The sequence below is a fragment of the Dickeya sp. ws52 genome, assembly GCF_007210685.1.
GTDB classification, from domain to species: domain Bacteria; phylum Pseudomonadota; class Gammaproteobacteria; order Enterobacterales; family Enterobacteriaceae; genus Dickeya; species Dickeya chrysanthemi.
The window spans coordinates 16039-25319 of sequence record NZ_SZVX01000033.1; the positions used below are offsets into that span (position 1 = coordinate 16039).

Annotated in this window: 20 protein-coding genes and 1 pseudogene; all 21 read right to left on the reverse strand. The window is 50.5% G+C overall.

Annotated features, from left to right (window positions below; all coding sequences use genetic code 11):
- Window positions 1-13: 13 nt before the first annotated feature.
- Window positions 14-367 carry a 50S ribosomal protein L18 gene (rplR, locus tag FDP13_RS20875; protein WP_012768114.1) on the reverse strand — a complete coding sequence of 118 codons (354 nt, stop codon included), beginning with the start codon at window positions 365-367 and terminating at the stop codon, window positions 14-16.
- Window positions 368-376: 9 nt separating this feature from the next.
- Window positions 377-910 carry a 50S ribosomal protein L6 gene (gene rplF, locus FDP13_RS20880; RefSeq protein WP_012768113.1) on the reverse strand — a complete coding sequence of 178 codons (534 nt, stop codon included), beginning with the start codon at window positions 908-910 and terminating at the stop codon, window positions 377-379.
- A 13-nt stretch (window positions 911-923) separates the two neighbouring features.
- Window positions 924-1316: a 30S ribosomal protein S8 gene (gene rpsH / locus FDP13_RS20885; RefSeq protein ID WP_012768112.1), complete on the reverse strand. Its 393-nt coding sequence runs from the start codon at window positions 1314-1316 to the stop codon at window positions 924-926.
- Between the two features lie 33 nt (window positions 1317-1349).
- A complete protein-coding gene (gene rpsN / locus FDP13_RS20890) occupies window positions 1350-1655 on the reverse strand; it encodes a 30S ribosomal protein S14 (protein ID WP_012768111.1) in 306 nt (101 codons plus the stop codon).
- 13 nt (window positions 1656-1668) lie between these two features.
- The gene (gene rplE / locus FDP13_RS20895) at window positions 1669-2208 is read right to left on the reverse strand and encodes a 50S ribosomal protein L5 (protein WP_012768110.1); all 540 of its coding nucleotides are present in this window, start codon (window positions 2206-2208) and stop codon (window positions 1669-1671) included.
- A gap of 14 nt (window positions 2209-2222) precedes the next feature.
- Window positions 2223-2537: a 50S ribosomal protein L24 gene (rplX, locus tag FDP13_RS20900; protein WP_012768109.1), complete on the reverse strand. Its 315-nt coding sequence runs from the start codon at window positions 2535-2537 to the stop codon at window positions 2223-2225.
- Between the two features lie 10 nt (window positions 2538-2547).
- Complete coding sequence (gene rplN / locus FDP13_RS20905) at window positions 2548-2919, reverse strand: 50S ribosomal protein L14 (protein ID WP_012768108.1); 372 nt, start codon at window positions 2917-2919, stop codon at window positions 2548-2550.
- Window positions 2920-3084: 165 nt separating this feature from the next.
- Window positions 3085-3339, reverse strand: a complete 255-nt coding sequence (rpsQ, locus tag FDP13_RS20910; RefSeq protein WP_012768107.1) for a 30S ribosomal protein S17 — start codon at window positions 3337-3339, stop codon at window positions 3085-3087.
- A complete protein-coding gene (gene rpmC / locus FDP13_RS20915; RefSeq protein ID WP_012764048.1) occupies window positions 3339-3530 on the reverse strand; it encodes a 50S ribosomal protein L29 in 192 nt (63 codons plus the stop codon). The genes rpsQ and rpmC overlap by 1 nt, the downstream gene beginning before the upstream one ends.
- Entirely contained in the window at window positions 3530-3940 is a 411-nt protein-coding gene (gene rplP / locus FDP13_RS20920; RefSeq protein WP_012768106.1) for a 50S ribosomal protein L16, read from the reverse strand. The genes rpmC and rplP overlap by 1 nt, the downstream gene beginning before the upstream one ends.
- Window positions 3941-3953: 13 nt before the next feature.
- Window positions 3954-4655 (reverse strand): 30S ribosomal protein S3, encoded by a 702-nt coding sequence (gene rpsC, locus FDP13_RS20925; protein ID WP_012768105.1) that lies wholly within the window; start codon window positions 4653-4655, stop codon window positions 3954-3956.
- A gap of 17 nt (window positions 4656-4672) precedes the next feature.
- Window positions 4673-5005, reverse strand: a complete 333-nt coding sequence (gene rplV, locus FDP13_RS20930) for a 50S ribosomal protein L22 (RefSeq protein ID WP_012768104.1) — start codon at window positions 5003-5005, stop codon at window positions 4673-4675.
- A gap of 14 nt (window positions 5006-5019) precedes the next feature.
- Entirely contained in the window at window positions 5020-5298 is a 279-nt protein-coding gene (rpsS, locus tag FDP13_RS20935) for a 30S ribosomal protein S19 (RefSeq protein ID WP_012764044.1), read from the reverse strand.
- Between the two features lie 16 nt (window positions 5299-5314).
- Entirely contained in the window at window positions 5315-6136 is an 822-nt protein-coding gene (rplB, locus tag FDP13_RS20940) for a 50S ribosomal protein L2 (RefSeq protein ID WP_012768103.1), read from the reverse strand.
- 17 nt (window positions 6137-6153) lie between these two features.
- Entirely contained in the window at window positions 6154-6456 is a 303-nt protein-coding gene (gene rplW, locus FDP13_RS20945; protein WP_012768102.1) for a 50S ribosomal protein L23, read from the reverse strand.
- Window positions 6453-7058, reverse strand: coding sequence for a 50S ribosomal protein L4 (gene rplD / locus FDP13_RS20950; protein WP_012764041.1), 606 nt, complete (start codon window positions 7056-7058; stop codon window positions 6453-6455). The genes rplW and rplD overlap by 4 nt, the downstream gene beginning before the upstream one ends.
- Window positions 7059-7068: 10 nt before the next feature.
- Window positions 7069-7698, reverse strand: coding sequence for a 50S ribosomal protein L3 (gene rplC, locus FDP13_RS20955; protein ID WP_012768101.1), 630 nt, complete (start codon window positions 7696-7698; stop codon window positions 7069-7071).
- 32 nt (window positions 7699-7730) lie between these two features.
- Window positions 7731-8042: a 30S ribosomal protein S10 gene (rpsJ, locus tag FDP13_RS20960; RefSeq protein ID WP_001181005.1), complete on the reverse strand. Its 312-nt coding sequence runs from the start codon at window positions 8040-8042 to the stop codon at window positions 7731-7733.
- A 290-nt stretch (window positions 8043-8332) separates the two neighbouring features.
- Window positions 8333-8806, reverse strand: a complete 474-nt coding sequence (gene bfr, locus FDP13_RS20965) for a bacterioferritin (protein WP_012768100.1) — start codon at window positions 8804-8806, stop codon at window positions 8333-8335.
- A gap of 75 nt (window positions 8807-8881) precedes the next feature.
- On the reverse strand, window positions 8882-9076 hold the full coding sequence (gene bfd, locus FDP13_RS20970) for a bacterioferritin-associated ferredoxin (RefSeq protein WP_012768099.1): 195 nt from the start codon (window positions 9074-9076) through the stop codon (window positions 8882-8884).
- A gap of 129 nt (window positions 9077-9205) precedes the next feature.
- Window positions 9206-9281 (reverse strand): annotated as a pseudogene (locus FDP13_RS20975) (elongation factor Tu); the annotation flags it as partial.

Consider the following 9281-nt stretch of genomic DNA (forward strand, 5'->3'; position numbering starts at 1 on the left):
TTACACCTCTACCTTAGAACTGAAGGCCAGCTTCACGGGCAGCATCTGCCAGTGCCTGGACTCGACCATGATATTGGAACCCGGAACGGTCAAAGGCCACACCCTTGATGCCTTTTTCCAGAGCGCGTTCAGCAACAGCTTTACCAACAGCTGCGGCTGCGTCTTTGTTACCGGTATACTTCAGTTGCTCAGCGATAGCTTTTTCTACAGTAGAAGCGGCTACCAGGACTTCAGAACCGTTCGGTGCGATAACCTGCGCATAAATATGGCGGGGGGTACGATGTACCACCAGACGAGTCGCACCCAATTCACGGATTTTGCGACGTGCGCGGGTTGCACGACGGATACGAGCTGATTTCTTATCCATAGTGTTACCTTACTTCTTCTTAGCCTCTTTGGTACGCACGACTTCATCGGCGTAACGGACACCTTTGCCTTTGTAAGGCTCAGGACGACGGTAAGCACGCAGGTCAGCCGCTACCTGACCGATCAGCTGTTTATCCGCACCTTTCAGTACGATTTCAGTCTGAGACGGACATTCGGCAGTAATGCCTGCAGGCAGTTCGTGATCGATCGGGTGAGAGAAGCCCAGGGCCAAATTCACCACATTACCTTTCACGGCTGCACGATAACCTACACCTACCAATTGCAGCTTTTTGGTGAAGCCTTCGGTAACACCGATAACCATGCTGTTCAACAGAGCGCGGGTAGTACCGGCCTGAGCCCAGCCATCGGTAAAACCTTCGCGCGGGGCGAAAGTCAGCACGTTATCAGCTTGTTTAACTTCGACAGCGGCATTGATTTCACGAACCAACTCGCCGTTTTTACCCTTGATCGAAATATCCTGACCGTTGAGTTTTACCTCTACGCCGGCAGGAATGACGACGGGTGCTTTTGCAACACGAGACATTCTTCCCTCCCGATTAAGCTACGTAGCAGATAATCTCGCCACCAAGACCAGCCTGGCGAGCTGCACGATCAGTCATCACACCTTTAGAGGTAGAAACAACTGCGATACCTAAACCGGCCATAACTTTCGGCAGCTCATCTTTGCGTTTATAGATGCGCAGACCAGGACGGCTGATACGCTGAATGCTTTCTACAACAGCCTTACCCTGGAAATACTTAAGAGTCAGTTCCAGTTCAGGCTTGGTGTCGCCTTCAACTTTAAAATCTTCAATAAAACCTTCTTCCTTCAGCACGTTGGCAATTGCCACTTTCAGCTTGGAGGAAGGCATGGTGACCGCAACTTTGTTCGCGGCCTGACCGTTACGGATACGGGTCAGCATATCCGCGATCGGATCTTGCATGCTCATCTGTCTTTACTCCCGTGATTCAATTGGTGACAATTACCAGCTAGCCTTTTTCAGACCCGGAATTTCACCGCGCATGGCGGCTTCACGGACCTTGATACGGCTCAACCCGAACTTCCGCAGGAAAGCGTGCGGACGACCTGTCTGGCGGCAGCGGTTACGCTGACGGGACGGGCTGGAATCACGCGGCAGAGTCTGCAGCTTGAGAACAGCATCCCAACGATCTTCGTCGGATGAGTTCACATTGGAGATGATAGCTTTCAGCTCAACGCGCTTGGCGAAGAATTTATCAGCTAATTTCACGCGTTTAACTTCGCGTGCTTTCATGGATTGCTTAGCCATTAGTAACCCTACCTTACTTGCGGAACGGGAAGTTAAAGGCGGCCAACAGCGCACGGCCTTCATCATCGGATTTCGCAGTGGTGGTAATGGTAATGTCCAAACCACGAACGCGATCGACCTTGTCATAGTCGATTTCCGGGAAGATGATCTGCTCACGCACACCCATGCTGTAGTTACCACGTCCATCGAATGATTTCGAAGACAGACCGCGGAAGTCGCGGATACGCGGTACAGCAATGGTAATCAGACGCTCAAAGAACTCCCACATGCGTTCGCCACGCAGAGTTACTTTACAGCCGATCGGATAGCCCTGGCGGATTTTGAAGCCTGCAACAGATTTGCGTGCTTTGGTGATCAACGGTTTTTGACCGGAGATAGCTGTCAAATCAGCTGCGGCGTTATCCAGCAGCTTCTTGTCAGCGATCGCTTCACCAACACCCATGTTCAGGGTGATCTTCTCGACCCGAGGGACTTGCATGACAGAATTGTAGCTGAACTGAGTCATCAGTTTGCTAACCACTTCGTCTTTGTAGTAATCATGCAGTTTCGCCATCGTACTACTCCAAATTACTTGATAGTTTCGCTGTTAGACTTGAAGAAACGGACTTTTTTGCCGTCTTCGAATCTAAAGCCTACACGATCCGCCTTGCCGGTGGCCGCATTGAAGATTGCAACGTTAGAAACCTGGATAGCAGCTTCTTTTTCAACGATGCCGCCTGGTTGATTCAGCGCCGGAACCGGCTTCTGATGTTTTTTAACCAGGTTGATACCTTCAACAACGACCTTACCAGAAGTCAGGACGTTCTTAACCTTACCGCGCTTACCTTTATCTTTGCCGGTCAGCACGATAACTTCGTCATCACGACGGATTTTCGCTGCCATGATTCGCTCCTTAGAGTACTTCTGGTGCCAGAGAGATAATTTTCATGAACTTTTCAGTACGCAGTTCACGAGTTACCGGCCCAAAAATACGCGTACCGATAGGTTGCTCGCTGTTATTGTTCAGAATAACGCATGCATTACCATCGAAGCGAACGACAGAACCGTCAGGGCGACGAACACCCTTCTTGGTGCGCACCACTACCGCCTTCAGTACATCGCCTTTTTTCACCTTACCGCGGGGAATTGCTTCCTTAATGGTAATTTTGATGATGTCGCCGACGCCTGCGTAGCGACGGTGCGAGCCACCCAGAACCTTGATACACATTACGCGACGTGCACCGGAGTTATCGGCCACATTCAGCATAGTCTGTTCTTGGATCATGTTTAGTGCTCCGCTAATGTCAACTACTACTTTTCGAACCCTTGCGGGTCATTAATACCCCAGAATCGAGGGCGCAGCATTATAACACCACTTATCGACTGTGGGTAGAAAAAATAAACGGCCCTTTGCAGAGCCGTTTATTATCAAGAGAAGAGCGATACTCTATTACAGAATCGCTTTCTCTACAACGCGAACCAAGGTCCAGGATTTGGTCTTGGACAGCGGACGGCATTCGCGGATTTCAACCACGTCGCCAATTCCACATTCGTTGTTCTCGTCATGCACGTGCAGCTTGGTCGTGCGTTTGATGAATTTACCGTAGATCGGGTGTTTCACGAAACGCTCAATAGCAACAACAGCAGATTTCTGCATTTTGTCACTAACGACACGACCTTGCAGAGTACGGATTTTATCGGTCATTACGCACCCGCCTTCTCAGTCAGTAAAGTCTTAACGCGTGCGACATTACGACGCACTTGCTTCAACAGGTGAGTTTGTTGCAGCTGACCACTGGCAGCCTGCATGCGCAGATTGAACTGTTCACGCAGCAGTCCGAGCAGTTCGGTATTCAGCTCTTCAACGCTCTTTTCACGCAGCTCTTTTGCTTTCATTACATCACCGTCTTAGTTACAAAGGTGGTTTTGATCGGCAGTTTCGCTGCTGCCAGTTCGAATGCCTCGCGGGCTAACTCTTCCGGCACCCCGTCCATTTCGTACAGGACTTTACCTGGCTGAATCAAGGCAACCCAATACTCCACGTTACCTTTACCTTTACCCATACGCACTTCAAGCGGTTTCTCGGTGATCGGTTTGTCCGGGAATACACGGATCCAGATCTTACCTTGACGCTTAACAGCACGAGTCATAGCACGACGAGCAGCTTCGATTTGACGAGCAGTCAGGCGACCGCGGCCAACAGCTTTCAGACCGAAAGTGCCGAAGCTCACATCCGTACCTGCAGCCAGACCACGGTTGCGGCCTTTGTGCACTTTACGGAATTTTGTACGCTTTGGTTGTAACATTCAGCGACTCTCCTTACTTGCGGCCTTTACGCTGCTGCTTTTTCGGTTGAGCAGCCGGTTTTTCCGGTTGTTCAACGGCAGCCATACCACCCAGGATCTCACCTTTGAAGATCCACACTTTCACACCGATGACACCGTAAGTGGTGTGCGCTTCGGAGGTGTTGTAGTCAATGTCAGCACGCAGTGTGTGCAACGGAACACGACCTTCGCGGTACCATTCGGTACGTGCGATTTCGGCGCCGCCCAGACGGCCGCTAACTTCAACTTTGATACCTTTAGCGCCCAGACGCATGGCGTTCTGAACAGCACGCTTCATCGCGCGACGGAACATAACACGACGTTCCAGCTGAGAAGTGATGCTGTCGGCAACCAGTTTTGCGTCCAGTTCAGGCTTACGAACTTCAGCGATGTTGATCTGCGCCGGAACGCCAGCGATATCCGCTACGCCCTTACGCAGTTTTTCAACGTCTTCACCTTTCTTGCCGATAACGATACCCGGGCGAGCAGTGTGAATGGTCACACGAATGCTTTTAGCCGGACGCTCGATAACGATGCGAGAAACGGAGGCTTTCTCCAGTTCCTTGTTCAGGTACTGGCGAACTTTAAAATCGCTGTCCAGGTTGTCAGCGAATTCTTTGGTATTTGCATACCAGGTAGAGTTCCAAGTTTTGACAATACCCAGGCGAATACCATTAGGATGTACTTTCTGACCCATTGCTAGTCTCCAGAGTCTCAGCGATCGGACACAACCACAGTGATGTGGCTGGTACGCTTCAGGATGCGATCCGCACGACCTTTAGCACGCGGCATAATGCGTTTCATGCTCGGGCCTTCGTCTACGAAAATTTTCGTGACTTTCAGATCGTCAATGTCAGCGCCATCGTTGTGTTCTGCGTTAGCAATGGCAGACTCCAGTACTTTTTTGACCAGACCAGCAGCTTTCTTGTTGGTATAGGTCAGAATTTCCAGAGCTTGCGACACTTTCTTACCGCGAATCAGGTCAGCCACCAGGCGAACCTTCTGAGCAGAAGAACGAGCATGGCGATGTTTAGCGATAGTTTCCATCTCTTCCTCCTACCTTATTTCTTCTTGGCTTTTTTATCAGCCGCGTGGCCGCGGTAAGTACGAGTCGGCGCAAATTCACCCAGCTTGTGGCCGACCATCTCATCAGAGATGAATACCGGAACGTGCTGACGACCATTATGGACAGCGATGGTCAAACCGATCATGTTTGGAAAGATCGTTGAACGACGGGACCAGGTGCGCAGGGGCTTCTTGTCACCGCTTTCCACCGCTTTCTCTACCTTCTTCAGCAAGTGCAGGTCAATAAATGGACCTTTCTTGAGAGAACGTGGCATGGTTTATCCTCTAAAATTATTTAGTACGGCGACGTACGATGAATTTATCAGTACGCTTGTTGCTGCGGGTCTTCTTACCTTTGGTCTGAACGCCCCACGGAGTAACCGGGTGCTTACCAAAGTTACGACCTTCACCACCACCGTGCGGGTGGTCAACCGGGTTCATTGCCGTACCGCGAACGGTCGGACGAACACCACGCCAGCGTGCAGCACCTGCTTTACCCAGAACGCGCAGCATATGCTCGGCATTGCCGACTTCGCCCAGCGTTGCGCGGCAGTCGGATTCGACTTTACGCATTTCGCCAGAGCGCAGACGCAGGGTAACGTAAGCACCTTCACGAGCAACGATCTGAACGTAAGCACCGGCAGAGCGAGCCAACTGGCCGCCTTTACCCGGTTTCATTTCTACGTTGTGAACCGTTGAACCGACCGGGATGTTACGCATCGGCAGGGTGTTACCGGTTTTGATTGCAGCATCAACACCAGACTGAATCTGGTCACCTGCTTTCAGGCCTTTCGGCGCCAGGATGTAACGGCGTTCGCCGTCTTTGTACAGAACCAGCGCGATGTTCGCGGAACGGTTCGGATCGTACTCCAGACGCTCAACTACAGCAGGAATACCGTCTTTGTTGCGTTTGAAGTCAACAATACGGTACTGCTGTTTGTGACCACCACCGATGTGACGAGTGGTGATGCGACCATTGTTGTTACGACCACCGGATTTGCTGTTTTTTTCCAGCAACGGAGCAAACGGTTTGCCCTTGTGCAGCTCAGGGTTAACCACTTTAACAACGTGGCGACGACCCGGAGATGTCGGTTTACATTTAACAACTGCCATTGTATTACTCCTCCGACTTACTCTGCGCCGCCGATGAAGTCCAGATTCTGGCCTTCTTTCAGGGTGACGTAAGCTTTTTTCCAGTCGCTACGACGACCGATACGCTGTCCGTGACGTTTTACTTTCCCTTTAACAATCAGGGTGCGGACGTCATTGACTTCGACTTCAAACAGTTTCTGCACAGCAGCTTTGATTTCTGCTTTAGTCGCGTCTTTAGCAACTTTGAGCACGATGGTGTTGTTCTTTTCCATCGCAGTAGACGCTTTTTCAGAAACGTGCGGCGCGCGCAATACTTTCAGCAGACGTTCTTCACGAATCATGCCAGCATCTCCTCAACTTGCTTAACAGCATCAGCAGTCATAACCACTTTGTCGAAGGCGATCAGGCTTACCGGATCGATGCCTGCCACGTCGCGTACGTCAACCTTGTACAGGTTGCGAGCGGCCAGGAACAGGTTCTCGTCCAGTTCGCCGGTGATGATCAGCACGTCATCCAGCGCCAGTTCTTTCAGTTTCTGAGCCAGCAACTTGGTTTTCGGCGCTTCAACAGAGAACTTCTCGACAACGATCAGACGGTCTTGACGTACCAGTTCGGACAGGATGCTTTTCAGCGCGCCGCGGTACATCTTTTTGTTTACTTTCTGGCTGTGATCCTGCGGTTTGGCTGCGAAAGTCACGCCACCGGAACGCCAAATCGGGCTCTTGATAGAACCAGAACGCGCACGGCCGGTGCCTTTCTGACGCCACGGTTTTTTACCGGAACCAGTTACTTCAGCACGGGTCTTCTGAGCGCGAGTACCTTGACGGGCACCTGCTGCATAAGCAACAACAACCTGGTGAACCAGCGCTTCGTTGAAATCACGACCGAAGGTAGTTTCGGAAACAGTCAGCGCGCTTTGCGCGTCTTTCAATACTAATTCCATTGCTATCTCCTCACGCCTTCACAGCCGGTTTAACGATCAGGTCGCTACCGGTTGCACCCGGGACTGCACCTTTAACCAGCAGCAGGTTGCGCTCAGCGTCAACACGTACTACGTCCAGGCTCTGAACGGTTACACGTTCGTTACCCAGCTGGCCTGCCATTTTCTTGCCTTTGAACACTTTGCCCGGAGTCTGGTTCTGACCGATAGAACCCGGAACACGGTGAGACAAGGAGTTACCGTGGGTAGCGTCCTGAGTGCGGAAGTTCCAGCGCTTAACGGTACCGGCAAAGCCTTTACCTTTAGAAGTACCGGTAACGTCTACTTTCTTAACGTCAGCGAAAATTTCAACGCTAATGTCTTGTCCTACAGCGAATTCTTCGCTGTCAGCCAGACGGAATTCACGCAGAACGCGGCCAGCTTCTACGCCAGCTTTAGCGAAGTGACCTGCTTCAGGCTTGGTTACACGGTTAGCTTTTTTAGCGCCGGCGGTGACCTGGACAGCACGGTATCCGTCGTTCTCCAGGGTTTTAACCTGAGTCACGCGGTTTGCTTCAATTTCGATTACGGTTACGGGGATAGAAACGCCTTCTTCAGTGAAGATGCGGGTCATACCCACTTTTTTACCGACTAAACCAATCATTGTTTCAACCTCTCAATCGCTCAATGACCTGATTAACCCAGGCTGATCTGCACGTCTACACCGGCAGCCAGATCCAGACGCATCAGAGCATCAACGGTTTTCTCGGTTGGCTCAACGATGTCAACCAGACGCTTGTGAGTGCGAATCTCGTACTGATCACGCGCGTCTTTGTTAACGTGCGGGGAGATCAGAACGGTAAAGCGCTCTTTGCGGGTCGGCAGCGGGATCGGACCACGGACCTGCGCACCAGTGCGCTTGGCAGTCTCGACGATTTCCGCAGTTGATTGATCGATCAGACGATGATCAAACGCTTTCAGGCGGATACGGATTCTTTGGTTCTGCATGAGACCAGAGCTCCAATTATTTTATAAACGAAAATAATTACTACTCGTACCCATTACGATTGATGGGAGAGTGTAATCGTTCGGTACATAACCCCCATATCGGGAGTATTGTTCGGCGGGTATCGGGTACCAGCCTTCGGATTCATACGAATCGGGCCTACCATTTCAGGTAAGCCCGCGCATTATACGCAAATGTGCTCAGGAAGCAATCGAAAGTTCAAATTGATGTTTTATTCACCAGATGGCCGCTGAATAGTAACCGTCTCACAACAACTGTCGGGTGGAAAAAATCATTCTTCTTTTAATTGCGTTTGCAGGTAGTTTTGAATACCCAGACGAGCAATCAGCTCAAGTTCGGTTTCCAGCCAGTCGATGTGCTCTTCTTCGTCGGCAAGTACGTCAATCATCAGATCGCGGCTGACATAATCCCTCACGGAATCAGCATAGGCGATCGCTTCACGCAAATCTTTCGCGCCTTCAAGTTCCAATGCAAGATCAGAACGCAGCATCTCTTCTACGTCTTCACCGATATTGAGTTTGCCAAGATCTTGCAGGTTAGGGACACCTTCCAGAAACAGGATTCGCTCAATGTAACGATCCGCATGTTTCATTTCGTCAATCGACTCATGATACTCATGATCGTTAAGACGTTTGAGCCCCCAGTTTTTAAACATGCGGGCATGAAGAAAATACTGGTTGATTGCAACCAACTCGTTGCCCAACAGTTTATTCAGATGTGTAATGACTTTTTTATCACCTTTCATGACTTTGTTCCTCCGCTCCAGTATTAAAAAGTGTAGAAGCGGCCACCACAGAGTCAAAAAGAATGCTTTTATCACTTACGCGACTTGATGCAATTCAGCATTTTTTGCTGTTTCTTCCTCCAGAATTAGCCTGGCCTGGCGGATGCACTTACCGCACGATGTTCCAATCGGCACAAATTGCTTCAGCTGTTTCAATGACTGCGGTTGGTGCTGACGCACAACCTGCCGGATGACTTTATCGGAAACGGCATTGCACAAGCAGACATACATATGCGGGCAACTCATTTTTTAATCAACTTGCCGCATTGTAAATAAGAATGGTTTTTATTTCAATTTATCTGTCAGGTAATAAAAAAGGGTACCGAAGTACCCTTTTCATTTTTACATCGGCTATCGATATTAAGCGATAACTTTGGCAACCACGCCGGCGCCTACAGTACGGCCGCCTTCACGGATTGCGAAACGCAGACCGTCG